Origin of the sequence: Haloplanus ruber (assembly GCF_024494725.1) — an archaeon.
In the GTDB taxonomy this organism is placed as follows: domain Archaea; phylum Halobacteriota; class Halobacteria; order Halobacteriales; family Haloferacaceae; genus Haloplanus; species Haloplanus ruber.
The window spans coordinates 13,505-37,044 of the sequence record NZ_JANHDK010000003.1 but is presented as its reverse complement, the minus strand read 5'-3'; the positions used below and the strand labels follow the sequence as shown (position 1 = coordinate 37,044).

At 70.0% G+C, this 23,540-nt stretch carries 22 protein-coding genes and 2 pseudogenes; 13 read left to right on the top strand and 11 right to left on the bottom strand.

Annotated features, from left to right (window positions below):
• Window positions 1–36 precede the first annotated feature (36 nt).
• Entirely contained in the window at window positions 37–1,833 is a 1,797-nt protein-coding gene (locus NO878_RS10640) for a site-2 protease family protein (RefSeq protein ID WP_256405976.1), read from the bottom strand.
• 91 nt (window positions 1,834–1,924) lie between these two features.
• Between NO878_RS10640 and NO878_RS10635 the strand changes: the two genes are divergently transcribed.
• The 5 genes and pseudogenes from NO878_RS10635 to mutL all read left to right on the top strand — a co-directional run bounded on the left by NO878_RS10635 (window position 1,925) and on the right by mutL (window position 9,384).
• A complete protein-coding gene (locus NO878_RS10635) occupies window positions 1,925–2,335 on the top strand; it encodes a DUF7975 family protein (RefSeq protein WP_256405975.1) in 411 nt (136 codons plus the stop codon).
• 26 nt (window positions 2,336–2,361) lie between these two features.
• A pseudogene (locus tag NO878_RS10630) lies at window positions 2,362–2,787 on the top strand (universal stress protein).
• A complete protein-coding gene (locus NO878_RS10625) occupies window positions 2,784–5,012 on the top strand; it encodes an amino acid permease (RefSeq protein ID WP_256405974.1) in 2,229 nt (742 codons plus the stop codon). Before NO878_RS10630 ends, NO878_RS10625 begins: the two are co-directional and overlap by 4 nt.
• Before the next feature lie 38 nt (window positions 5,013–5,050).
• A complete protein-coding gene (mutS, locus tag NO878_RS10620) occupies window positions 5,051–7,741 on the top strand; it encodes a DNA mismatch repair protein MutS (RefSeq protein ID WP_256405973.1) in 2,691 nt (896 codons plus the stop codon).
• The gene (gene mutL, locus NO878_RS10615) at window positions 7,738–9,384 is read left to right on the top strand and encodes a DNA mismatch repair endonuclease MutL (protein ID WP_256405972.1); all 1,647 of its coding nucleotides are present in this window, start codon (window positions 7,738–7,740) and stop codon (window positions 9,382–9,384) included. The genes mutS and mutL overlap by 4 nt, the downstream gene beginning before the upstream one ends.
• A 13-nt stretch (window positions 9,385–9,397) precedes the next feature.
• Here mutL and NO878_RS10610 read toward each other — a convergent pair whose 3' ends face one another.
• Window positions 9,398–9,625 (bottom strand): DUF7573 domain-containing protein, encoded by a 228-nt coding sequence (locus NO878_RS10610; protein WP_256405971.1) that lies wholly within the window; start codon window positions 9,623–9,625, stop codon window positions 9,398–9,400.
• 83 nt (window positions 9,626–9,708) lie between these two features.
• Between NO878_RS10610 and NO878_RS10605 the strand changes: the two genes are divergently transcribed.
• On the top strand, window positions 9,709–9,918 hold the full coding sequence (locus NO878_RS10605; RefSeq protein ID WP_256405970.1) for a DUF8024 family protein: 210 nt from the start codon (window positions 9,709–9,711) through the stop codon (window positions 9,916–9,918).
• A gap of 6 nt (window positions 9,919–9,924) precedes the next feature.
• Here the strand turns inward: NO878_RS10605 and NO878_RS10600 are convergent, their stop codons facing one another.
• The 3 genes from NO878_RS10600 to NO878_RS10590 form a co-directional block, all read right to left on the bottom strand.
• Entirely contained in the window at window positions 9,925–10,920 is a 996-nt protein-coding gene (locus NO878_RS10600; RefSeq protein ID WP_256405969.1) for a 5,10-methylenetetrahydromethanopterin reductase, read from the bottom strand.
• A gap of 122 nt (window positions 10,921–11,042) precedes the next feature.
• Entirely contained in the window at window positions 11,043–11,798 is a 756-nt protein-coding gene (locus tag NO878_RS10595; RefSeq protein ID WP_256405968.1) for a coenzyme F420-0:L-glutamate ligase, read from the bottom strand.
• Window positions 11,799–11,882: 84 nt separating this feature from the next.
• Entirely contained in the window at window positions 11,883–12,377 is a 495-nt protein-coding gene (locus NO878_RS10590) for a metallophosphoesterase family protein (RefSeq protein WP_256405967.1), read from the bottom strand.
• Window positions 12,378–12,460: 83 nt separating this feature from the next.
• Here NO878_RS10590 and NO878_RS10585 point away from each other — a divergent pair, with 83 nt between their 5' ends.
• Window positions 12,461–13,684, top strand: coding sequence for an eIF2B alpha/beta/delta subunit family protein (locus NO878_RS10585; protein ID WP_256405966.1), 1,224 nt, complete (start codon window positions 12,461–12,463; stop codon window positions 13,682–13,684).
• 118 nt (window positions 13,685–13,802) lie between these two features.
• On the opposite strand, the gene NO878_RS10580 is transcribed toward NO878_RS10585, so the two are convergent.
• Entirely contained in the window at window positions 13,803–14,222 is a 420-nt protein-coding gene (locus NO878_RS10580) for a hypothetical protein (protein WP_256405965.1), read from the bottom strand.
• 338 nt (window positions 14,223–14,560) lie between these two features.
• Here NO878_RS10580 and ddh point away from each other — a divergent pair, with 338 nt between their 5' ends.
• Together ddh and NO878_RS10570 are read left to right on the top strand one after the other, a co-directional pair.
• Window positions 14,561–15,487, top strand: a complete 927-nt coding sequence (gene ddh, locus NO878_RS10575; RefSeq protein WP_256405964.1) for a D-2-hydroxyacid dehydrogenase — start codon at window positions 14,561–14,563, stop codon at window positions 15,485–15,487.
• A 62-nt stretch (window positions 15,488–15,549) separates the two neighbouring features.
• Window positions 15,550–16,698, top strand: coding sequence for an FAD binding domain-containing protein (locus NO878_RS10570; RefSeq protein ID WP_256405963.1), 1,149 nt, complete (start codon window positions 15,550–15,552; stop codon window positions 16,696–16,698).
• Window positions 16,699–16,701: 3 nt separating this feature from the next.
• Here the strand turns inward: NO878_RS10570 and engB are convergent, their stop codons facing one another.
• A complete protein-coding gene (gene engB, locus NO878_RS10565; protein WP_256405962.1) occupies window positions 16,702–17,316 on the bottom strand; it encodes a GTP-binding protein EngB in 615 nt (204 codons plus the stop codon).
• Between the two features lie 91 nt (window positions 17,317–17,407).
• Here engB and NO878_RS10560 point away from each other — a divergent pair, with 91 nt between their 5' ends.
• The 3 genes and pseudogenes from NO878_RS10560 to NO878_RS10550 all read left to right on the top strand — a co-directional run.
• On the top strand, window positions 17,408–18,112 hold the full coding sequence (locus NO878_RS10560) for a 5-formyltetrahydrofolate cyclo-ligase (protein ID WP_256405961.1): 705 nt from the start codon (window positions 17,408–17,410) through the stop codon (window positions 18,110–18,112).
• A gap of 96 nt (window positions 18,113–18,208) precedes the next feature.
• Complete coding sequence (locus NO878_RS10555) at window positions 18,209–19,189, top strand: bile acid:sodium symporter family protein (RefSeq protein WP_256405960.1); 981 nt, start codon at window positions 18,209–18,211, stop codon at window positions 19,187–19,189.
• A gap of 44 nt (window positions 19,190–19,233) precedes the next feature.
• A pseudogene (locus tag NO878_RS10550) lies at window positions 19,234–20,529 on the top strand (TIGR00341 family protein); the annotation flags it as partial.
• A gap of 173 nt (window positions 20,530–20,702) precedes the next feature.
• Here the strand turns inward: NO878_RS10550 and NO878_RS10545 are convergent.
• Genes NO878_RS10545 through NO878_RS10535 form a run of 3 tightly spaced genes read right to left on the bottom strand, consistent with a single transcriptional unit; the run spans window position 20,703 to window position 22,766 of the window.
• Entirely contained in the window at window positions 20,703–21,713 is a 1,011-nt protein-coding gene (locus tag NO878_RS10545; protein WP_256405959.1) for an NOG1 family protein, read from the bottom strand.
• A gap of 48 nt (window positions 21,714–21,761) precedes the next feature.
• Entirely contained in the window at window positions 21,762–22,226 is a 465-nt protein-coding gene (locus tag NO878_RS10540) for a hypothetical protein (protein ID WP_256405958.1), read from the bottom strand.
• Between the two features lie 51 nt (window positions 22,227–22,277).
• A complete protein-coding gene (locus tag NO878_RS10535) occupies window positions 22,278–22,766 on the bottom strand; it encodes a DUF367 family protein (RefSeq protein ID WP_256405957.1) in 489 nt (162 codons plus the stop codon).
• 80 nt (window positions 22,767–22,846) lie between these two features.
• On the opposite strand from NO878_RS10535, the gene NO878_RS10530 reads away from it, so the two are divergent.
• Window positions 22,847–23,215 carry a nuclear transport factor 2 family protein gene (locus tag NO878_RS10530; protein WP_256405956.1) on the top strand — a complete coding sequence of 123 codons (369 nt, stop codon included), beginning with the start codon at window positions 22,847–22,849 and terminating at the stop codon, window positions 23,213–23,215.
• Between the two features lie 19 nt (window positions 23,216–23,234).
• Here the strand turns inward: NO878_RS10530 and NO878_RS10525 are convergent, their stop codons facing one another.
• On the bottom strand, window positions 23,235–23,531 hold the full coding sequence (locus tag NO878_RS10525; protein ID WP_256405955.1) for an amphi-Trp domain-containing protein: 297 nt from the start codon (window positions 23,529–23,531) through the stop codon (window positions 23,235–23,237).
• Between the last annotated feature and the right edge of the window lie 9 nt (window positions 23,532–23,540).

Below are 23,540 nucleotides of genomic sequence, written 5' to 3'. Positions count from 1 at the left end.
GGTGGCCCTGTCAGTCGTCGCCCGTCGCGGCCCCACCTACGACAGCAACTGCGGCCCGAAGATCATCAGGAGCAGTGACGCGAGCATCGTCAGGCCGACGCCGGTGGTGACGGTGCGGACGAGGCGTTCAGGGTCGCCGACGGGGAGTCGCGACACCACCGCCTCCGCGACCATCCGCAGGATGCGGCCGCCGTCGAGGGGATAGCCGGGGATGCAGTTGAACAGACCGAGTTGGAGGTTGACCCACGCGGCCCAAAAGAGGACGTTCGCGAAGATGAACACCCCGTCACCGAGCGGAGCGAGCGGCCCCTGGACGACGTAGAAGTTCGTCACCGACGGCGTAAAGCCCGGGAAGTTCGGAATCCCGAGGACGAAGGAGGCGAGCGGAAGGACCAACGCAACGTAGACGAGACTCAGGGGGGAGTCGGTCAGCCCGGGGAAGGGGTTGGCCGACCCCGACCCGCCGTCGCCCCCGAGGAGTTCGAGATAGGTGCCGGCCGGGTAGTCTCTGACGCCGAAGTCGGTGACGAGGAGGCCGCTCGTGCCGGGGAAGATGTCGACGCCGAGGAAGCCCCGGCCGTCGCGGGGGTTCTCGCCGAGGCGAACGTCGTAGGTCTCGACCGACCCGTCGGCGTAGGCACGAACGGGCACCCGGTCGCCCGCCTCGTACTCGTCGAGAACACGCGCCAGGTCGGCAGAGGAGGTGATCCGCTGGCCGTCGATTGCGGTGACGATCAGGCTGGCGTTGGTCGGTGCGCTGGCGTTCGCCAGCGGGCCGTTCGGCGCGGCGCGGGTGACGTAGGCACCGACGGGCACGACGGCGTCGCCGGCGCTCGTCTCGATGCGAGCGACTTCCCGGTCGGCCGTCGCCGCGCGGAACTCCCCGCGGGTGTCGACGGGCGTGCCGTTGACGGCCGTCACCCGAATCGGATCGCTTCCACTCTCGACCGAGAGGTTCGCGGGGTTGCCCGAGACGCTCCCGACGATCACGAGCGAGCGCTCGACTTGGACGGCCCGGTCGCCGCCGTCGATTTCGGCCGTAACGGTGCGATTCTCGGCTGCGAGGAGGGCGGCGTCCAAGTCACCGTCGTTCTGGACAGGAGTGCCGCCAACGGCGGTGATCCGGTCGCCGTTCCCGATTCCCGCCGTCGCGGCGGGCGACCCCTCGTAGGCGCCGTCGACGGCGACGCCCGGGGCGACACCGACGGCGCCGATGACGGGGCCAAAGAGGAGGGCGAAGGCGACGGCCGTCAGCACGAAGTTGTTGGTCACGCCCGCCGCGAACATCCGGGTACGGTCGCCGCGGTCGGCCGTCCGCTGGCTCTCCTCGTCGGGTTCGACGAACGCTCCGACCGGCAGAATCGCCAGGAGGACGACCCCCATCGAGTCGATGTCGATGTCCTCGACCCGACAGAGGAGGCCGTGGCCACCCTCGTGGACGACGAGGCCGAGGAGGAGGCCGAAGACGATTTCCGGCGCCACCGCGAGCGGGAGAAAGTCGTTGACGCCGGGGACGACCAGGAAGTTCTGAGGCTGGTTGACCGCCGACGGCGCCGGCGGGTTCCGGAGGATAGTCACCGCCTGAAAGAGCAGGAGGACGAACATCCCGGCCATGATGACGAGGGCGACACCGACGCCGACGTTGCTGTACGCACGCCAGAAGCGTTTAGGGCTGGCGAGACGGGTGAGGAGGGCGCGGCCGCGCTGGGTGTGAATCGTCGCGATGGGGCCTTGAAGCCGGACGGAGTCGGGGAGATAGCCCCGGATCTGGAGCGCCTTGGCGACGAGGGAGTAGACGAGAACGCCGACGAGCACCCACAGCAGCGTGTTCATCGTCACGAAGGAAGGCCGCGACGCCAAAAGGCGTTCGGATACGCCACCACAACCCAACCCTCTTTTTGCCGCTGGGGTACGACAGGTGGACATGACACGGTTCGACGCCGCCGACGCAGCTGGTCGACGCAAGCTGTTCGCGGAGGCGGTGCTCGCTCACCGGAACCGCGGCAGTCCGTTTCTCACCGTCGAGGTCGACCCCGCTGACACACCGGGGGGAGACGACGACGACGAGGGGACGACGGTCCCCTGGGTCCAGTTCGCGGAGCAGACTGTCAACCTCGACTGCACCGACGCGGAACTCGACCGCCTGAAGGGGTTACTCGACGAGTTCCCGGAGTTCCGCATCGAGCAAATCGAGCGGCCGGAGGAAGCTGAAGGCGCGAACGTGCGGGTCACCGCCCGCTCCGACGCCAGTCGCCTCGGCCAGTTTCTCGACCGGGCGCTCCAGGTCACCTACGACTTAGACGACGACTACCACGCGTGGGTGACGGAGCTATGAGCGACGCGCTCCTCTCCTGACCGGTCGTGCCGGTGGCGACGGAGGCCGACGCGAGAGAGACCTGCCGGGTGGCCTTCCCGCGCATCGCCGCCACGGGTGGTCGGCCGCTGGTCGTCCCCGTCATCGAGTAGGCGGGCGGCGCACCCGACAAGGCGAGCGTCGAACAGCGTCAAGAGGTTGCCGGGGCGGCCTTCGCGGCCGCCCGTGGCTGTCCGGCCGACTACGACCTGGACGTAGAGACCGATATTCTGTACGGCACCGACGTGGCGGAAGCCATCGTCGACGCGGCCCGGGACGCCGACGCCAGCGCCATCGTCTTCCGCCCGCGCGGCGGGTCGTGGTGGCTCAACCTGCTGACCGGCAACGTGCGCGATAGCCTGGTGGCGAGAAGCGACCGGCCGGTGATCGTGTTGCCGGGCGCCGAGGACGACGACCGGGAGGAGAGCCGGTGAGCGACGAGGAACTTGCCAAGGACCTAGGTCCGTTGGCGGCGCTGACCATCGGTGTGGGGACGATGATCGGGGCGGGCATCTTCGTGTTACCCCGCACCGCGATCAGCCAAGCCGGCTCCTTCGCGGTCGTCGCGTTCGTGCTCGGCGGCGGTATCGCCCTCCTGACGGCGTTCTCCGCGAGCGAACTCGGGACGGCGATGCCGAAATCGGGAGGCGCGTACTACTACGTTAACCACGCACTCGGCCCGCTGTTCGGGTCGGTCGCGGGGTGGGCCAACTGGCTCGGTCTCGCCTTCGCCTCCGCGTTCTACATGGTCGGGTTCGGGCAGTATATCCAGCAGATATTCGGGATCACGGGAACGGTCGGGCTCGGCCCGGTCGGTCTCGATCCGGTGAAGCTCATTGCCCTCGCCGGTGGGGCCTTTTTCGTCGGCGTCAACTACGTGGGCGCAAAGGAGACCGGGCGTCTCCAGAACATTATCGTGATCGTTCTCGTGGCCATTCTCGCCGTCTTCACCGCCTACGGCGCGCTCCGGGCCGATCCCGCGAACCTGCCGCCAGCCGCCGGCTTCGGCGACACGATGGCCGTGACCGGAATCATCTTCGTCTCCTATCTGGGCTTCGTCCAGATCACGAGCGTCGCAGAGGAGATCAAGAACCCGGGGGTCAACCTGCCGCGGGCGGTCATCGGCAGCGTCGTCCTCGTGACTGTCATCTACGCACTCGTGCTGGTGACGATGGCCGCCGCGGTCGAGCAGGGATTCATCGACGCCCTGCCGACCGAACAGATCGCCGTCGTCGAGGTGGCGCGACTCCTCCTCGGTCCCGCCGGCGCCATCGCCATGCTACTCGGCGGACTGTTAGCCACCGCCTCCAGCGCCAACGCCTCGATTCTCGCGTCCTCGCGCATCAACTTCGCGATGGGCCGGGACGGCATCGTCACCGAGTCGCTCAACGAGATTCACCCGCGCTTCGCGACGCCGTATCGCTCCATCGCCGTTACCGGGGGCCTCATCCTCGTGTTCATCGCCGCCGGCACCGTCGAGACGCTGGCGGCGATGGGCAGTGTCCTCCACCTAGTCATCTACGCGCTCCTCAACGTCGCGTTGATCGTGATGCGGGAGGCGGAGCCGGCCGACTACGATCCGGATTACACGATCCCGCTCTACCCGGTCGTTCCGATCCTCGGGGCGCTCACGGCGCTCGGGCTGATCGTCTTTATCGCGCCGCTGGTGATCGCGCTGAGCGCCCTCCTCGTCGCCGGCGCCGTCGTCTGGTATTTCGCCTACGCCCGCTCGCGTGCCACCAAGCAGGGCGTGCTCTCGGAGTACGTCCTCGACCGCGCGGAGCGGATGCCCGACGCCGCCGTCGACGCCGCCACGAGCGTCCAACCCGACGGCGGCGAGTACCGCGTCATGGTGCCGCTCGCGAACCCGGAACACGAGCGCGAACTGATCGAACTCGCCAGCACGGTCGCCAAACAGCGGGGCGGCACCGTCGTCGCCACCCACATCATCACGGTGCCGGACCAGACGGCACTGGAACGGGCCAGGGGCCGAGCCGACGAAATCGACGAGACGTCGAAATATCTGCTCGACCGCGCCCGCGAGGACGCCGAGACGTTCGGCGTCGACATCGAGACACACACCATCCTCTCGCATCGCTCCTACGAGGAAGTCTTCGACGCCGCGCGCACCCACGACGCCGACCTCGTGGTGATGGGATGGAACCCCGGCGCCCACGGCGCACCCGGCCGGATCGAGGGGACGATGGACGAACTCGTTCACTCGCTGCCCTGTGACATACTAGTGATGAAAGACCGCGGGTTCGACCCCTCACGGATCGTCGTCCCGACCGCCGGCGGCCCCGACTCCGAACTCGCCGCGGAGGTGGCGACGCTGCTCCGCACCGCCCGAAACGCCGAGGTACAGGTGTTACACGTCGCCGACGACGTTGCCGAAGGGGAGGCGTTCCTGGCGGAGTGGGCAGCCGAAAACGACCTTGAGGACGCCGAACTCGTCGTGCGCTCCGGCGACGTCGAGACGGCCATCGAGGAGGCGACCACCGACGCGACGATGCTCGTCATCGGCGCAACGGAGCGCGGACTCCTCTCACGGCTGATCGGGGGCGCCCTCGCAATCGACGTGGTCGACGACGTGGAGTGCTCGGTCCTGCTGGCCGAGCGCAAACGCGACCGTGGCCTGCTCGAACGGCTGTTCGGCTAACCTGACGGTTTTTATCCCTCGGCCGCCGGACTGGGGGTATGGACGCGGACGCCGTGACCGGCCCCCCCGACGGGATGGTCGACGCCGAGGCGGAGTTGACGCCGATGCTGCGGCAGTATTTCGAGTGCTGTGCCGACTACGAGGACGCCCTCCTCCTTTTCCAGAACGGTGACTTCTACCAGACGTACTGCGAGGCCGCCGAGGAGACGGCCCGGGTCTGTGAACTCACGCTCACGCAGCGCGAGGACAGCACGGGCACTTACCCGATGGCGGGCATCCCCGTCGACGACGCCGCGGCGTACGTCGAGCGACTGCTCGATGCCGGCTACCGGGTCGCCATCGCGGAACAGGTGGAGTCGCCCGCCGAGGCGACGGGCCTCGTCGACCGCGCGGTGACGCAGGTGGTGACCCCGGGGACGGTTCTCGACGACGAACTCCTGGGAGCGGGCACGACCAACTACGTCGCCGCGGTGGCCCGGGAGGGGTCGACCCGTGCCGTCGCCGCCGTCGACGCCTCGACCGGCGAGTGTCGGGTCACCAGTCCGCCGGACGACCCCGGACTGATAGCGGAACTCGACCGCCTCGCACCCGCCGAGTTACTCGTCGGCCCGGACGCGTCGGTCGATCCGGAGGCGCTGTCGGTCGACCCGATGGTGACCGACCACGAGGCCGCACGACTCGACGACGACGCCGCGACCGAGCGCCTGGAAGCGTACGTCGCCACCCCGTCGGCGGTAGTCGAGTCGACCGCCGAGCGCCGGGCCTGCGGCGCGGCCCTCGCCTACGCCGAGTGGACCCAGGGCGACGACGGACCACTGGAGTACGTCACCCGGGTCCGACGGTACGATCCGCGTGACGCCCTCGCTCTCGACGCGACGGCCATCCGAAGCCTCGAACTGTTCGAGAACCGTGGCGCCGGCGCGAGCGAGACGCTCTTTTCGGTCGTCGACGAGACAGCGTGTGCGCTCGGCCGGCGGGAACTCGACGGCTGGCTTCGGCGGCCGCTGGTCGACCGCGACCGGATCGCGGCGCGACACGACGCAGTCGGCGAACTCGCCGCCGAGGCGCTGACCCGAGAGACGATCCGCGAGGCGCTCCGCGAGGTGTACGACCTCGAACGCCTGGCTGGCCGGATCTCGCGAGAGCGCGCGGACGCCCGTGACCTCCGGTCGCTCGCGGCCACTCTCGACGCCGTGCCGGCCGTCGTCGACGCCCTCGAGGGGTGCGAATCGGCGCGTCTGCGGACCCTCGGCGAGCGGATCGACCCACGTACCGACGTCCGCGACCTGATCGAGCGAGCGATCCGCGCCGACCCACCGGTCGAGGTGACCGACGGCGGAGTCATCCGCGAGGGGTTCGACGACGAACTCGACGACCTGCGGGCGACCGAACGCGAGGGGCGAGAGTGGGTCGCCGATCTCGAAGCCCAGGAACGGGAGCGAACGGGGATCGACTCCCTATCGGTCGGGCACAACCAGGTCCACGGCTACTACATCGAGGTGACCGACCCCAACCTGGACAGGGTGCCGGACGACTACCGGCGCCGACAGACGCTCAAAAACGCCGAGCGGTTCTACACACCGGAACTCAAGGAACGCGAAGACGAGATCATCGGGGCCGCGGAGCGGGCCGACGCACTGGAGTACGAGCGCTTTCGCGAGGTTCGGTCGTCAGTCGCGGCCGAAACCGGCCGAATCCAAGCCCTGGCGGACGCGCTCGCGGAACTCGACGCGCTCGCGGCGCTGGCGACGGTCGCCGTCGAGCGCGACTACGTCCGCCCGGCCGTCCGCGAACCCGGCGGCGAAATCGAGATCCAGGCCGGGCGCCACCCCGTCGTCGAGGCGACCCAAGAGCGGTTCGTCCCGAACGACGCCGCCCTGCCGCCGGGGAGCGTGACGCTCGTCACGGGACCGAATATGAGCGGGAAGTCGACGTATATGCGCCAGGTGGCGCTGATCGTCGTGCTGGCACAGGCGGGCGGGTTCGTCCCGGCCGACGCCGCCCGCCTCCCGGTGATCGACCGCGTGTTCACCCGCGTCGGCGCGAGCGACGACATCGCGGGCGGGCAGTCGACGTTCATGCGCGAGATGACCGAACTCACGGAGATCCTCCACGAGGCAACGGACGAGTCGCTGATCCTGCTCGACGAGGTGGGCCGTGGCACGAGCACCGCCGACGGCCGCGCCATCGCCCGCGCCACCGTCGAGTTCGTCCACGACGAGGTTGGGGCGACGACGCTCTTTGCCACCCATTACCACGACCTGACCGAACTGGCCGGGGAACGCGACCGCGTCCGGAACCTCCACTTCGCCGCGGAACGTAGTGGTGGCAAAAGTGAGGAGGAGGCCTCGCCCGGCGGCGACGTGACCTTCCTCCACCGGGTTGCCGAGGGACCGGCCTCGTCGTCGTACGGCGTCGAGGTGGCGCGGATGGCCGGCGTTCCGGACCCGGTCGTCGGGCGGGCGCGAGCGCTCGTCGACGACGCGGACGACGCGGGAACGCAAGTGACACTCTCGGACGCCGTCGAGGCGGGCGACGCCGCGAACGGTGCCGAGAACGGAACGGCCGACGCCGACGCCCCGGCGACCGACGAGCGACACGCCAACGCAGCAGCGGGCGTGACGAGCGAGACGCTGGCCACCCTCCGTGCGGTCGACCTCGCGACGACGACGCCCATCGAAGCGTTGAATCTGCTGGCGGAGCTGAAAGACCGGATCGAGGAGTCATGAGGCGACTGGACCGGGAGACGGTCGACCGTATCGCCGCCGGCGAGGTGGTGACGCGGCCAGCCCGCGTCGTCGTCGAGTTGCTGGAGAACGCCCTCGACGCCGGCGCCGAGCGGATCGAAATCGAGGTGTCGGCGGGCGGCACCGAACGGGTGCGCGTCGTCGACGACGGCCGGGGGATGAGCGCCGACGAGGCCGCCCGTGCCGTCGAGCGCCACACCACGAGCAAACTCCCGGACGGCGACCTGCGGGCGGTCGAGACGCTCGGGTTTCGGGGCGAGGCACTCGCCAGCATCGCCGACGTGGCGACGCTGACGCTGACGACGAACGACGGCGGGTCGCGGGCGACACGGGTCCAAGTCGCCGACGGTGACGTGACCGTCGAGGCGACGGGCCGGGGCCGGGGGACAACCGTCGAGGTGACCGACCTGTTCCACAACCGGCCGGCGCGGCGGGCGTCGATGGCCGCGCCAGCGACGGAGTTCGAGCGGATCAGCGACCGCGTCGCCGCGTACGCACTCCTCCGTCCCGAGGTGGCCGTCTCCCTCGAACACGACGGCCGGCGGACCTTCGCCACCCCCGGATCGGGATCGTTCGCGGACGCCGCGCTGGCGGTCTACGACCGGGAGGTGGCCCGCGAGAGCACGACCCTCGCCGCCACGGCGAGCGTTCCGGTCGGCGACGAGGAGGCGTCGGTCGGGGTCCGCGGCCTGCTGGCGTACCCCTCGATCACCCGCGCGTCGGCGGACCACGTCCGCATTGCGGTCAACGGGCGCCCGGTCGCGATGCCCGACCTCCGCCGGGCGATTACGCGGGGCTACGGCTCACTCCTCCCGGGCGACCGCTACCCGGTCGCGGCGCTGTCGGTGTCGGTGCCGGCACGAGCGGTCGATCCGAACGTCCACCCGACCAAAGCACAGGTGGCGATCAGGGGGGCCGACGCCGTTGCCGACGCCGTCGAGGAGGGTGTCAGCGACGCGCTCTCGACGGCCGACCTGCGGCGGTCGGCGGACGTGGCGATGGACCTGGAAGCGGCGCTCGATCCGGTCGAGTCGGCGCCCTCGGCGCTCGACGAGGCCGCGGTAATCGGGCAGTTTCGAGACTGTTACGTGCTCTGTGCGGCGGGTGACGACCTGCTCGTGGTCGATCAGCACGCCGCCCACGAGCGGATCAACTACGAGCGCCTACGGGCGGCGGTGGGGTCGGAGGGCATTCCATCGACCCCCCTCGATCCGCCGGCGACGCTCTCGCTCGCGCCCGAGGCGGCGGCGGCCGTCGAGCGGTACGCCGACGAACTCGCGGCGCTCGGCTTCGACGTCGACCCCTTCGGCGGCGGGACCGTCCGGGTGCGTGCCGTCCCGGCACCGGTGGGGCGGGTCGCCGACCCCGAGTCGCTCCGTGACACCCTCGCGGCGTTGCGGGCGGGCGAGAATCCGGACGACCGGGACGCGCTCCTCGCGGATCTGGCCTGTCACCCGTCGCTGAAGGCGGGCGACGCCCTCACCGACGCGGAGGCGGCGGGACTGGTCGACCGCCTCGGTGCCTGCGAGCAACCCTTCGCCTGCCCGCACGGGCGGCCGACCGTCCTCGCCATCGAGAAGACACATCTCGCCCGTGGGTTCGAGCGCCACCCGCGGCGGGGGTGACGGCGCGGCCTCGTTACCACTCCTTGCAGTCGGCACAGACGAAGGCGTCGCCGTCTCCGGCGTGCCACAGACGGGAAGCGGTCGCGCCGCAGGCCGCGCAGGCGGCGCCGTCGGGTGACCACCGCATCGTCGGCGTGGCCGGCGTCGGGTCGGAGGCGGGCGAATCGGCCGCGTCGTCCCCGTCGTGTCCCTCCGCACGCTCCGCCGGCGTCGAGAACTCGTCGAGTGAACGGTCGCCCATGGACGCTATCCGGGCTTCGAGGGGCTTAGCCGTGACGACCGTCGGCCCGGAACCACCAAGTCCGCCCCGTTCCTACCGAGCGTATGCCGACCGTCACCGAGTTTGTGGTCCAGTTGGTGCGGAGTATCGTCGAACTCGTGGTTATCTTCGTGACCGAGGTGGCGGCACACGGACCGATCACACTGCTGATCTTCCTCGCCGGAGCGGCGTTGACGACGTTCGCGGCCGGCTTCTTCGCCGTCCTCGTCCTCGGGGCGGCGGCCGACGGGGTGCGCGAAGCGGTGGCCCCCTGATCGACCTCAGTCGTCCGCCGATTCGGCGGTGGCCCGGTCGTGGGCCGTGGCTGCGAGGTCGATGGCGTCGTCGATATCTGGGCCGAGCGGCGACCCGACGACGAGGCTGTCGGCGTGCTCGAGCACGGCAGCCATCCGGTCGGCGACGGTTTCGACCGTCCCGGCGATGCAGAAGGCGTCGATCATCGCCGGCGAGACGCGGTCGAAGGCGGTCTTGAAGTCGCCGGCGCTGAGCGCCGCGCCGATATCGTCGGCGCGGTCGTGATCGATGTCGTGACGGTCGAGGACGGGCGGGGCGGCGCCGGCGGCGATGAAGGCGACCGGCGGGCGAGCGGCCTCGCGGGCGGCGTCGGCGTCGGCGGCGACGCTGACGCTGGCGTAGGCCGCGAGGTCGAACGCGCCGAGGCCGTCGAGACGGTCGCCGAGGCCGTCCGCGACCTGTGCGCGCGCCCAGCGCAGGTCCGCGGGGTGAGAGCCGTTGAACAGGAGGCCGTCGGCGTGTTTGGCGGCCATCTTGCACATGTGTGGCCCCTCGCCACCCACGTAGGTGGGGATGGGGGTGGGAACGTCGAAGTTGAGACCGGCGTCGTCGGCCGTGAAGGTGCCGTCGTGGGTGACACGCTCGCCGTCCCAGAGGCGGTTCGCGATCTTGAACGCCTCCAGCACGGAGCGGAGGCCGCGGTCGTCGGCAAGCCCGAGGTTGGCGAGCGTCGAGGGATCACCGGGACCGATCCCGAAGACGGCGCGGCCGTCGCTCGCCTCCGCGACGGTCGCCACCTCGCTCGCGAGGGTGACTGGGTGGCGTTCGAGCGGATTGACGACGCCGGGGCCGAGTCGGACGTCGTCGGTCGCGGTCGCCAGTCGCGACAGGGCGGCAAACGGCGAGCGGTTGTTGTAGTGACTGGCGACGAAGACGGTGTCGTAGCCGGCGCGTTCGGCGGCGGTGCCGAGGTCCACCAGTCGGTCGATCGGGTGTTCGGGGGTGAGTTCGATCCCGAGCATCAGCGGTATCGGCACCTCGCAGTTGTCGGTGGCGAACGCGTCGAGAGCATCTGTCCGCCGATTGGCGCGAAGGCGGAAAAACCGTTCGTCAGTCGCGGGACCTGCCGGTGTCGAAGACGCCGTTACTCCGCGAATGACCACTCGTGGAGCGCCTGGCGCACGAAGTCGCCCTCGATGTCGCGAAAGAGCGCGTCGCTCCCGGCGTGGTCGCCGAACTCGAAGTCGCGGACGACGACGACCGGGGTGCCGCCCGCGCCCTCGCCGGCGACGAGGTTGGCGGCGGCGGCGAGTTCGTCGACGACCGCTTGAACGGTCACGCCGAGTTCGCGCCCCTCGCGGTCACGCTCGCCCCGCCAGTCGCGGGCGGCGGGCGTCCCCGCCCAGCCGATGGCGACGCCCCGCTGGCCGTGGCGGAATGGGCGACCGCAGGTGTCGGTGACGATCACTCGGTCGGCGTCGAGTCCCGCCTCGATCCGGGCGGCGCTCTCCGTCGGGGCCGCCGGCAGGAGGAGGAGGTCGCCGCCGGGCACGTTCGAGCGGTCGATGCCCGCGTTGACGGTCACGTGGCCGAAGTTCGTCTCGGTCAGGAGGAACGGTGCCTCCATCAGGAGGTCGGCGCTCTCTTCGAGTACCGCCTGTGCGAACCGCGGGTCCTTCGTTTCGCCCGTGGCGCGTTCGAGGCCGACGGCGAGTTCGCGGGCACGCCCATCGGCGGTGAAGGCGTCGAGGTCGGCAATTCGGTCCTCAGCCTTCGAGACGACGGTGCTCGCGACACAGACCACGTCGTCCGGGCGAAGATCGACCCGCTCGTCGATCAGCGCCGCGAGCGAATCGCCCGGGCGCACCTCCGGAATGTCGGGCACGGCGAAGACATCCATGGCTGGTCTGGGTCGGGCGGGGTGAAAAGCGCCGCGCCAATGGCGAGAGCGACCGGTATCGGGGCGGTCGTCCCCCACCTCCACTCACCGCTCGCCGCGGTGTAGCGTTACGTCGAGGTCACCGTCGGCGACAGTCGCCGAGAGCATTGTCGTCTCGGTGGCCGGATCGGCGCCGGTCGCCGACCCGGGGTTCAGGAGGCGGACGCCGTCGTGTTCGGTGTCGAGATGGTCGTGAGTGTGGCCGGCGATTCCAACGTCACCCCCGTGCTCTCGGACCGTCGCGGCGACGCGGTCCTCGTAGCCGACGCGGTTGCCCGTCCCGTGGGTGACGACGAACGCGACGCCACCGAGTTCGACGGTCGCCACCGTGGGGAGATCGACGCCCGGCGGATCGACGTTGCCACGGACCGCGGTGAGGTTCCCGCCGGCGAGCGAGCGGACTGTTTCGACGACCGCCGGGGCCTCGAAGTCCCCGGCGTGAACGACGTGGTCCGCGGCCTCGACGCGTTCGCGGACCCAGTCCGGAATCCCCGTCGCGCGGTCGGGGATGTGCGTGTCGCTGATGATCGCGAGTCGCATGGGGATGGGTTGAGCGCCGACGGTCAAATCGTTGTCCCACCGACGCCGCAAGATCCGTGCCGCGGGCAGCCCAAGGGTATCGCATGACCCACGTCGTCACCTGTTTCCTGCGCCACGAACGCGACGTCCTCCTTGGCCGTCGGAGCGACGCCGTCGGCACCTACGTCGGCCGGTGGGCGGGTGTCTCGGGCTACGTCGAGGGCGACCCGCGCGACGCCGAACGGGACGCCCGGCGCGAGGTTCGCGAGGAAACAGGGCGAGCGGACGCGACACTCGTCCGCGCCGGCGACCCCGTCGAGCTTCGGGACGGAGACCGAACCTGGACCGTCCACCCCTTCCTGTTCGAGGTGGACTCGCGCGAGGTGACGCCAAACGAGGAGATTGCGACCCACGAGTGGGTGTTGCCGCCGGCGATTCGCGAGCGCGAGACGGTGCCGGGGCTGTGGGCGGCCTACGAGGCCGTCGCGCCGACGGTGGAAACGGTCGCGACCGACACCGTCCACGGGTCGGCGTGGCTCTCGCTCCGGGCACTCGACGTGCTCCGGGATCGGGCGGCCGTCGCCGACGAGTACGGCGTCGTCGCGGCCGTCGCCCGTGACCTCCGGACTGCCAGGCCGAGCATGGCCGCCGTCGCGAACCGCGTGAACCGGGTGATGAGCGCGGCCGAGCGGACGCCCGCGTCGATCCGAGCGGCGACCGAACGGGTGGCCGACGCGGCCCGCCAAGCCGACGGCGAGGCCGCCACGCGGGCCGCCGATCTGTGTGGCGAGTCGGTGGTAACCCTCTCGCGGTCCGGGACGGTCCGGGCGGCGCTCGAACGGGCACAGCCCGCGGTCCTGATCGGCGAGTCCCGGCCCGCCCGCGAGGGGGCGGACGTGGCCGCGGAGCTAGCCCACGCGGGACTCGACGTGACGCTGACGACCGACGCCGCGCTCCCGTCGGAACTGGCGACGCGGGACCCCGACACCGTCCTCGTCGGCGCCGACGCGGTGCTGGCCGACGGCAGCGTCGTCAACAAGGTCGGCACCCGGGGATTGGCGCTCGCGGCCGCCCGTGAGGGCGTACCGGTGTACGTCGTCGCCGCCGCGGCCAAGGTGCGCCCCGACGAGACGGTCCACGGCGAGACGGGCGACGCCGCCGACATCTACGACGGGGCGGCGCCAGTGTCGGTCGCGAACCCCGTCTTCGACCGGACGCCAGCGGATCTGGTGACCGGCGTCGTCACGGAGCGGGGCGTCCTCGACGGCGACGCGGTCCGGTCGGTCGCCGCCGAACATCGGGCGAACGCCGCGTGGGACGCGGAGTGAGGGCCGGGTCGGGAGGTCGGGCGCCCGGGACGCCGAGCGCCGGCGTGGATGGCCACACCGCCGATCAGCGCGTACGAGGAGCGTGAGCAGACGGCCTTCGATACTGGGTCGGCGTCCGCTAGGCCGCGCTCGCGTCGGCGGTGTTGGTCTGGTCGTCCGCCGATTCGTCGGGCGCGTCGTCGGGTGTCGCGTCGCTCACCGCGGGGCCGAGCGAGCCGTCGAGGTCACCGCGCAGGAACGAGCCGATCAGGTCGTGGATCGCGGCGGCGTGATCGGGCACCGACGTGGGGAGGTCAGCGGGCGGGCCGCGGGCAGCCGGGTCGGGAGCCGCGTCGTCGGCGTCGTCGGACGGCAGATCGGCGGGCGGGCCGCCATCCGTCGACTCGTTTTCGGCCGCGGCGTCGTCGGCCGCGGCCTGGTCGTCGTGCTGGTCGTCCGCACCGACGTCGACGGGCGCGTTCCCGGGGGCCGCGGCGACCGTACCGACGGTCACCACGAGCGCCGCGAACACGACGGCGACGAGTTTTGTTCGGGTCATCGTTGCGCTTGGGGCCTGTAGCCAGGGGGTATTGAACCCCCGACGCCGTGAACCCGGATGTTCGGCGGTTTGAACCCACATTAAGCCGAATTTACTCCCGATGAAGCGTGGTGGGCGCGGGGCGGAGCCGGCGATGGGGAGACCGGGGCGTGCCGGGTCGCCGCACGCGGCGGCGCCGGACGGCTCCGAGGCCGTGGATTCTTTACACCGCCGACCCAACGACCGGTCGGTGGCGATGATGACGGTTACCCCCACTCAGCCCCGTGTGATGACACCCATTTCCTGAGCCACCGTCGGTTGCAGCCAAGCTTTTTGTGCCGGCTTCGGTAGCCGCCAGTATGTCCGTTTCGACGCTCGGCGTCCACGAATCGGTCGGTGAAGTGTTTCCTGTATCGGTGTTCCGCGACGCCCTCGCGGATGCCGACCCGTCCGTCCGGGTCGTGGACGGGGACCCATCCGGGTGTGACGCCCTCGTGACCTTCGCCTACGAGGAACAGTTTCTCGACGCCGGCCTCGATTGGATCCACTCGATTCAGGCGGGCGTCGACCGCTTCCCGTTCGACGACCTAGCCGACCGGGGGGTCGCACTCACCAACAGTACCGGCATCCACGGCGACGTGGTCGGCGAGACGGCGGTGGGGATGATGCTCGCGTTCGCTCGCCGCCTGCACGTCCACCGGTCGAATCAGGAGCGCGGCGAGTGGCGCAAGCCCGCGTGGGACGATGCCTTCTCGCTGCGCCGGGAATCTGCCTGCGTGGTCGGTCTCGGGACGCTCGGCCGAGGGATCGCCACCCGCGCGTCGGCGCTCGGGATGGACGTGACCGGCGTCAAGCGGACACCGACGCCCGTCGACGGCGTCGACCGGGTTCGCCCGCCCGAGGACCTCCACGAGGCCGTCGCCAACGCCGGCTTCGTCGTGCTCGCGGTCCCGCTGAACCCCGACACCGAGGGCATGATCTCGGCGACCGAACTGGCCGCCATGCGCGAGGACGCGTATCTGATCAACGTCGCCCGCGGCCCGGTCGTCGATCAGGCGGCACTCGTCGACGCCCTCGAATCGGGGGCCATCGCCGGCGCCGGTCTCGACGTCTTCGAGACCGAACCGCTCCCGGCGGACTCACCGCTCTGGGACCGCGAGGACGTGATCGTCACGCCACACGCCGCAGGCATGAACGACGAGTATTACGAGCGCGTGGCGACGATTGTCCGCGAGAACCTGCGCCGGCTGGCGGCGGGCGAGTCGCTGACTAACCAGGTCGTGTAGCCCGGCGGCGACGGGCGACTGGAGGCGACGCCCTTTCGGTCCGCGGGCACCGAGTCGAAAGCGTGCCCCACGACGACGCGGCCTGTTCGGCGGAGGAGTGTACGGTCACCGTGTCGGGCGGATCGATGGGTGGGCTGTTCACCGGCGTCGCGCTCGACCGGGCGGGCCACGACGTCGCCGTCTTCGAGCAGTCAGCCGGCGAACTCCGGAGCCGCGGTGGCGGCATCGTCGCCCAGCGGTCCGTCCGGTCGTTTCTCTCCCGTCACACCGCCGTCACACCCCAACACGTTACCACGACGACGAGCGAGCGACGGTTTCTCACCGCCGACGGCGACGTTCGGACGGCGACCTCCGACTCGATGACGTTCACCTCGTGGGACGCCGTCTACCGCGCGCTACGGGACGCCTTCCCCGACGACCGCTATCACACCGGGAGGCGGGTGACCGACGTGACGCCGGCGACGGCCGCGGCGACGTTCGCGGACGGGAGCGAGCGGTCGGCGGACCTCCTCGTCGCCGCCGAGGGTGGCCGGTCGTCGACCCGCGAGCAACTGTTTCCCGACGTGTCGCCCGAATTCGCCGACTACGTCGCTTGGCGGGGGGTCGTGCCTGAGAGTGACCTGTCCGCGGACGTCGCCGACGCCTTCGACGACCGGTTCACCTTCTATCAGGGGACGGGGTCGCTGATCCTGGCGTACTTCATCCCCGGTCCCGACGGCGGGATCGACCCCGGAGACCGCCGCCTCAACTGGGTCTGGTACGACACGCTCGCGGGACGGGACCGTGGGCAACTCTTCACGGACGCGAGCGGGACCGAACAGCGGTTCGGCGTTCCGCCAGGCAAGCTCCGTGCCCCCGTCGAGCGCCGGCAGCGCGACCGGGCGTCGACGGCTCTCCCGCCGACGTTCGCGGCGGTGGTGGCGGCGACCGACGAGCCGTTCGTACAGGCCATCTACGATCTGACGACCCCGTCGATGGTCGTCGACCGAGCGTGCCTGCTCGGCGACGCGGCGTTCGTCGCCCGCCCGCACACCGCCGCCGGAACCGCGAAGGCGGCCGAGGACGCGGTCGAACTGGCGTCGGCGCTCGACGATCACGACACGCTTACCGCCGCACTCGCGGCGTGGGGGCGAGACCGGACCGACGCGGGGAGCCGCCTCGTCGAACGCGGTAAGCGGATGGGCGACGACCGCCTCGGTCTCGGCGGGTGAGACCTACAAAAATTTCAGCAGGTCGTCGCGTTTCGCCTCGTGAAAGTGGGTTTCGAGGGCGTCGGCCAGCGGGTCGATGTCGCCGCGTTTCGCACAGATCGGAGCGACCGTCTCGCGCCACTGTTGCCACGGCGGGAGGATGCCGAGGCGGTCACAGAGGTCGTCCAGCCGTTCGTCTCGGTCGTCGACCTTGTCCATCTTGTTGACGGCGACGACGGTCGGCACCCCCACGTCCCGGAGGAAGTGAAAGAGTTCCACGTCGTGGGGTACCTCGCCCTCGCCGCTGTGGCGGTCGATGATGTCGACGACGCTCTTGCCGTCAACGACGAGGACGCCGGCCAGGATGTCGTCGGCGTTGTCCTCGATATACCGCACCACGTCCGTCTTGATTTGTTCCCGGTGTTCCTCCGGGACGCCGGACATGAAGCCAAATCCCGGGAGGTCGGTGAACATGAACCCCTCGGGCGCCCAGTCGAAGTGGTTGGGCTGGCGTGTCACGCCCGGCTTGCGGCCCGTAGAGACGTCGTGCCCGGTCAACTCGCGCATCAGCGTCGACTTGCCGACGTTCGACCGGCCGACGAGGACGACCTCGTCGCGGTCCGGGCGGTCCTCGAACATATCTTCGCTTGGACGCTCGGGCGGTTAAAGTCGGCGTGTCGGCGCGGCGCCACCCCGAGCGACGTATGGGCGTCCAGCGCTGTGACCGACCATGGACAAGGATCGGATCAGAGCGCGCATCTGGGACGACTTGGAGGAAAGCGGTGTGGCCCGGTTCCCGTTCCCGCCCCACGGTCGCATCCCCAACTTCGCGGATGCCGCCGACGCCGCCGAGCGGTTGGCGGCGACCGACGAGTGGGCGGCGACGGCGGTTATCAAGGCGAACCCCGACGCCCCGCAGTTGCCGGTGCGACGGGCGGCGCTCCGTGACGGGAAGGTGTGTTACGTGGCCGTCCCCCGGTTACGCGACGAGCGGGCGTTCCGGCGGCTGGACCCCGAGAACGTCGACGACTACGACGCCGCGACCACCGTCGGCGGTATCGAGGAGTACGGCACGCCGGTCGGTCCCGACGAGATGGAGGCCATCGACCTGATCGTCAGCGGAAGCGTCGCGGTGAACGAGGCGGGGACGCGGATCGGCAAGGGCGAAGGGTACAGCGACCTGGAGTTCGCCGTCCTCCGGGAGTTCGGTTGCGTGGGACCGGACACGACGACGGTCACGACCGTCCACGAACGACAGGTACTCGCGGACGACCTGCCGACCGCCGCCCACGACGTGCCGATGGACGGCGTCGTCACGCCGTCGCGGACGGTCCGAACGGCGGCGGGCGCGAAGCCGACCGGGATCGACTGGGACGCGCTCCCGGCCGAGCGGGTCGCGGAGATACCGCTGTTGGAGCGACTGCGGGGGGCATGATCCGGCGAGGCGGGTGACACGACAGCCACCGGACGCTCGACGCCCGCACGAGGAAATAGTCAGAGCTATCCGGGACACTGCATCGACGTTGTTCCCGTGAGCTTCACTGACAGACTCTCACACATCAGCCGTCTCGCAAGCAAATACTTCGTCGTCTGGGTCGTGCTCGCGTCGGGCGCGGCGCTCACGAACCCGGACCCGTTCGTTCCCGTGCTCAGCTACGTCACGCCCTTGCTCGGCCTGATCATGCTGGGCATGGGGCTGACCCTCCAGCCCGCCGACTTCGAGCGATTGGTTGCCCGTCCCGTCGACGTGGGAATCGGTGCCGTGACACAGTGGCTGGTGATGCCGCTTGCGGCCTACGCCCTGTATCTCGTCCTCGATCTGCCCGACGCCATCGGCCTCGGCCTCGTTCTGGTCGGCGCAGCACCGGGCGGGACCGCCTCGAACGTGATGACCTACCTCGGCCGGGGTGACGTTGCCCTCTCGGTGGCGATCACGACGCTGACGACCCTCGCCGCGCCAATCGTGATGCCCGCGTGGACGCTCTTTATTCTCGGTGAGAGCGTCGACGTGACGTTCATCGAGATGTTCACGAGCATCGTCCAGATCGTCATCATCCCGGTCGTCCTCGGGTTCGCGATCCGCTATGTCCTCGACCGGAAGGCACCACGGGCGGCCGAGGTGGGCGTCGACGTGTTCCCCGTCATCAGCGTCGCCGCCATCGTCGCCATCGTCGCGGGTGTCGTCGGTGCCAACGTCGAGAACATCCGCACTGCCGGGGCACTGGTCGTCCTCGCGGTGGTCGCCCACAACGGAATCGGTCTCGGCGCCGGGTTCGGCGTCGGTCGCGCCGCCGGCATGTCCGAGGACCGCGTGCGCACCTGCGCCTTCGAGGTCGGTCTCCAGAACAGTGGGCTGGCGGTGGCGCTCGCCACGTCACTGTTCTCGCCGGCCGCGGCCCTGATTCCCGCCCTGTTCAGCGTCTGGCACAACGTCACCGGTCCCGCGCTGGCGAGTTACTTCACCTGGCGCGAGGATCGGGCGGCGAACGCCGACGCCGCGACCGCGGACTGACGGCGACGACAGGCTATATCTCCCCGGGGGACGGACGTGTCGGCGTGCGACTCGTCCAGGTCATGGTGCCGCCGGGGAAACGCGACGCGGTCTTGCGGACCCTCGACGACGAAGGCATCGACTACGTCGTCGCCGACGAGACGAGTAACCGCGAGTACACCGCGTCGATCACCTTCCCGCTCCCGCAGGCGGCGGTCGAACCCGTCCTCGAACGCCTCCACGAGGCAGGGCTAGATCGGGAGGCCTACACTGTGGTTTTGAACGCTGAGACGGTGATATCGCGCCGCTTCGACGACCTCGTCGACCGCTACGAGGCCGACGACGAAAACGGCGACCGGATCGCCCGGGAAGAGCTCGCGGCGCGAGCCCGGTCGCTGGCGCCCAACTGGCGCACGTTCGCGATTATGACCGTCGTGAGTTCGGTCGTCGCCACCGCCGGCCTGTTGCTCGACTCCCCGGCGGTCGTCGTCGGATCGATGGTGATCGCGCCCCTGATCGGCCCCGCGATGGCGACGAGTACGGGATCGGTCGTCGACGACCACGAACTCCTCCGCCGAGGGGTGAAACAGCAGGTCGCCGGGGGCGTCCTGGCCGTCCTCGCCGCTGCGGCGTTCGCGATCCTGTTGCGAACGACCCACATCGTGCCGCTGGAGACGGCCGATATCTTTGCCATCGGCGAGGTGCGCGAGCGACTCGTTCCGGACGTCCTCTCGCTGGTCATCGCGCTCGGGGCGGGGGCGGCGGGCGCGCTCTCCCTCTCGACCGGCGTCTCGACCGCTCTCGTCGGCGTCATGATCGCCGCGGCGCTCGTCCCACCCACCGCCGTCGTCGGTATCGGCCTCGCGTGGGGGTCGCCCCGCACCGTCACCGGCGCCGTTGTTCTCGTCCTCGTCAACTTCCTGTCGGTCAACTTCGCGGCGCTCGCGGTGCTGTGGGCGATGGGCTACCGCCCGAAGGGATGGCTCCGCTACGAGGAGGCGCGGGTCGCGACGCTGAAACGCATCGCCGCCCTCGGGGCCGTGTTGCTCGTCCTCTCGACCCTGCTCGCGGGCGTTACGTACAGCAGTTACCGGACATCCACCTTCGAAGAGGAGACGCGGGTCGTCGTCGACGACGTCCTCGACGAGCACGCGGCCCTCGAACGCATCTCGATCACGATCAGCTACGAGGAGACGTTTCCGTTCACCCGACCGGAGCGGGTGACCGTCGTCGTGGGCCACCCGCCGGGGAGCGAGACACCGGCGTTGGCAGGCCGCCTCGCCGAGCGGATCAACACGATCAGCGACACACCCTTCCGACCCGACCGCCCCGTCGCCATCGAGGTGCGCTCTGTCGTCGTCGAGCGTGCGACCGCCGCGGACCGCTCGGTGACGGGCGTCGACCGCGTCACCGTCGGGACAGCGTTCGATCCCGTGCCGGCGGATCGATTCGCGGACGCCGAGGGTGCCGAGGCTGATCGGGCCGGTGACGGTGCCCGCCACCGTCGGCACGCCGTGGCGGACGTAGCTCTGAACTACCCCGAACGGGAGGGGAGGTCGGGTTCCCAGTCGACGGTTTCGACGGCCAGATCGAGGACTGCGTCGACGTTCTCGTCCTCGGTGACGCTCATGTAGGCGTCGGCCTCCACGTCGCGCGAGCGGTCGCTCTTGTTGCAGACGGTGAGGACGGGCGCGTCGAAGCGGTCGAGGACCGCATCTCGGAGGGCGAGTTGTGCGTCGAGGGGGTAGCCACACGACCCGCTGGCGTCGACGACGAACACGACGGCGTCGGCGAGGTGGGACAGCGCGCTCACGGCCTGGTTCTCGATGTCGTTGCGCTCGTCGGCGGGGCGGTCGAGCAACCCCGGGGTGTCGATAATCTGATAGCGGATGTGATCACGCTCGAAGTGTCCGATCTGGATCCCTCGGGTGGTGAACGGATAGCGCGCGATTTCGTTGTCGGCGCGGGTGACCTCGTTTACGAACGACGACTTGCCGACGTTGGGGTAGCCAGCGACGACGATGGTCGGTTCGTCGGGCCGGATATCCGGCAGGTCACGGAGCGCGTTGCGCGCCTCGCCAACCCGCAGGAGGTCCGATTCGACCTCCTCGACCACGTCGGCCATCCGCGCGAACGCCTGTTTGCGGTGTTTGCGCGCCGTCTCGGGGTCGGTCTTCCGAAGCTTCGAGTTGTACTCCCGCTGGATCGTCTCGACCTGGCGGCTCGCCCACGTCACCTCGGAGAGGCTGGCCCGGAGGGCGTCTAGCCCCCACTGTTCCGTGCCGTCCTCGGCGATTCGTTGATCGATCTCTCGTCGCAACACCGCGTCCGCGAGTTCCCGATAGAAGGGATCGACGATGCCGAAATCGGGCCACTCGGTCACTACGTTCTCCAGATTGTCTGAGAGGATGTTCCCTGCCGTCTGTAACATCGACTGCTGGGCCTCTAGGCCCGACTTCGCACGCCCGGAGCGGGCCGCCCGCGAGAACGCCTTGTCGATGAGCTCCTCCGACCGGGGCGTGGTCGGCAGGCCTTCGAAAATCATTGTCGGCGCTTCGACACGGGCGGATAAAAGGTCGTCCGTTCGCGACGGCTACGTCGGCGTGAGCGGCGTTCCCTCGGCCACGCGCTCCGTCGTCGCCCGCCCGCGGACGACGCCGGCGACGACAAGGAGGGTGCCGCCGACGGCGAGCAACGCCGGTTCGGCGCCGAGGACCAGTCGCGTCGTCCCGCCGTACACTGGAACGGTCGTGTAGAGGCCCGGATCGAAGGCGTAGTACAGGACGGCCCGGAGCGCGTAACACAGGACGACACTACCCGTCGCGACGGGCACGACGGCGAGCCGTCGCCACCGGAGGGCGGCGACGGCACCGGCGACGCCGACAGCGCCGAGTCGGGCGAGCAGTCGCTCCTCGTGGTTGAGTTTGCCACCCCAGCCGGTCACGACCCTGCCTTCGTACCCCGAGGCGACGTGGACCAGTTCCTGCTGGACGCCGATCACGATAGCCACCACACCAGCGGCCGCGAGCGCGACGGGGACCAATCGTCGGGGGCGCATACGCTCGTTTTGCCGGCCGGCGCATATCAATCCACGCGACGGTCGTCGCCGCTACCGGTCCAGATACTCTGCCTGGACCGCGACGACCGCCTCGGAGTCCGCGCAGTCGGCGTACCGCCGCAGGGGTTCGGCGTTGAGTTCGAGGAACGTCTCTCCCCACGTGAACTTCGCGAGGAGGCGCTCGGCATGGGGGCGGTCCCCGAGGATGACCAGCCCCGCGGCGAGGGCCTCCACCGTCGTCAGTCGGAACGGCTTGCCGAAGTTGACGGGGTTGGCGGCGACGAGGTAGGGGAGCGCACGGTGTGTGCCCGGGATCGAAAAACGCGCCTCGCCGGCCGACTCCCACGAGCAGTCGAGCGCGACCAGCGTCCCATTCGCGTCGGCGGGCGAGAGCGCACGCTCCGCGTGCGGATTGAGCACCACGCCGTAGGGCGTCGCCCGATCCGAGCGGTGCAGATCGACCAGGTCAAATCGCGCGAGCTTCCGGGCCGTACACTTCTCGGGGTCGTCGTCGCCCTCGTAGCGGACGTGTAGGTCCACGGCGGACCCAGACGGGCGACCGGCAAAAGCGCCGCGTTCGGGACCGAACGGTTTTGCCTGTCGGCACGCATCGACGGAGTATGGACGTGGATGCGGGCGGAGACGGGTCGAGCGCCGCCGTCGAACGGACCGTGCGGTCGTTCTACGCTGCCATCGACGAGGGCGCGTACGACCGCCTCGAACGCCTTCTCGGCCCCTCGTTCGTCCACCGCCGCCCGGACCAAACCCTCGACGGCCGGGAGCAGTTCGTGCGGTTCATGCGCGAGGAGCGCCCACGCACCGACACCGAACACGTGCTGACGACCCTGTGCGTGTCAACCGACGACGCTCCCGCGACGGCGTTCGCCCGGGGGCGCCTCCGGTCGACCGACGGCCAAGACCTGTTCGGCTTCGTCGACGTCCACCGCGTCGACGGGGTGATCGAGTCGTTGACGACCTACACCGACTGACGGCGGCGATGGCGCCCGGTCAGCCGAGCGACGGCATCTCACCGTCGCGGGCGGCCGACAGTTCGACCTCGATCTCCAGTTCCGCGTCGGCGCCGCCGACGAACTCGATTTCGAGTTCGACCGGTTCCCCGTAGGTGAAGGGGATCTCCCAGTCGTCACCGGAGATCGTCACGTCGCCGTCGCCGGACTGGAGTTGTTCACCCAGTTCGACGAGAAACTCCCCCGCGTGGGCGGCGCTCACGCCGTACTCCCGTGTAAAGAAGTCGTCGGTGACGGCGTCGTCGTGGTCCGTGTCGTCGGTTGGAAGCTCTGCCATGTCAGTCCC